Below are 1,053 nucleotides of genomic sequence, written 5' to 3'. Positions count from 1 at the left end.
GGCGCTCACCGCACCGGGCTTCCAGTACACGAGCGGCTCGGCGATCCGCCACGGCGTCGTCGTCGGCTCGGCCTCGGCTCCGCGCGGAGGTGGCCTTCGGCGTATTGGGACCTAGTGGTCCGACTGCTTCGCGGCCGACGCCGTCTCGGCGGTGTCGAACTCGCCGTGCTGGCCGTGCTGGCCGTTCTCGCCACCGGAGTGGCCGTTGCCGTTGGCCCGCTCCAGCGCCGCCGTCTCCTCGGCCGGGTCCGGCGACCAGAACGTGCCCGGAACCGCGTGCCCGGCCGAACCCAGCTTGTTCATCTTCTTCGGCACCGACGCACCCTGGTACTCGAGCGGGATCGCGTGGCCGTGGCTGTCCACACCGGCCAGCGGCTGGTGGATCTCGATGAACTCACCGTGCGGCAGCCGCTTGATGATGCCCGTCTCGACGCCGTGCTCCAGCACCTCGCGGTCGGCCCGCTGCAGGCCCAGGCAGATGCGGTAGGTGAAGTAGTAGGCCAGCGGCGGCACGATCAGCACGCCGATGCGGCCCGCCCACGTCGTCGCGTTCAGGGAGATGTCGAACTGGTCGGCGATGATGTCGTTGAAGCCGGACAGCTCGATGACCATGAAGAAGCCCAGCGCCATCGCGCCCAGCGCCGTGCGGACCGGGACGTCCCGGGGCCGCTGGAGCAGGTTGTGGTGCGCGGTGTCCTTGGACAGCTTCCGCTCGATGAACGGGTAACCCAGCAGCAGGCCGAACAGGATCGGCATGCCGATCGCGCCGGGGAAGAACACCGCCGGGATCGTGTAGTTCCCGAGGTAGACCTCCCAGGCCGGCCAGATCCGGAGCATGCCGTCGGCCCAGGCCATGTACCAGTCGGGCTGCGAGCCCGCCGACACCTGCGCCGGGTTGTACGGGCCGAAGTTCCACACCGGGTTGATCTGGAACAGCCCCGACATCAGCGCCAGCACACCCACGACCAGGGTGAAGAACGCCCCGCCCTTGAGCGCGAAGTACGGCATGATCCGCACCCCGACGACGTTGGTCTCCTTGCGCCGCACCCCCGG

Annotated in this window: 1 protein-coding gene; it reads right to left on the bottom strand. The window is 69.3% G+C overall.

Annotation, left to right across the window (positions count from 1 at the left end):
- Window positions 1–111: 111 nt before the first annotated feature.
- Window positions 112–1,053, bottom strand: a 942-nt coding sequence (locus ACWDN5_RS46800; RefSeq protein WP_449680800.1) for a cytochrome b N-terminal domain-containing protein, incomplete at its 5' end; no start/stop codon positions are given.

This window comes from Amycolatopsis sp. NPDC003731 (assembly GCF_053586895.1).
This window is presented reverse-complemented; position numbering and strand designations above follow the sequence as displayed.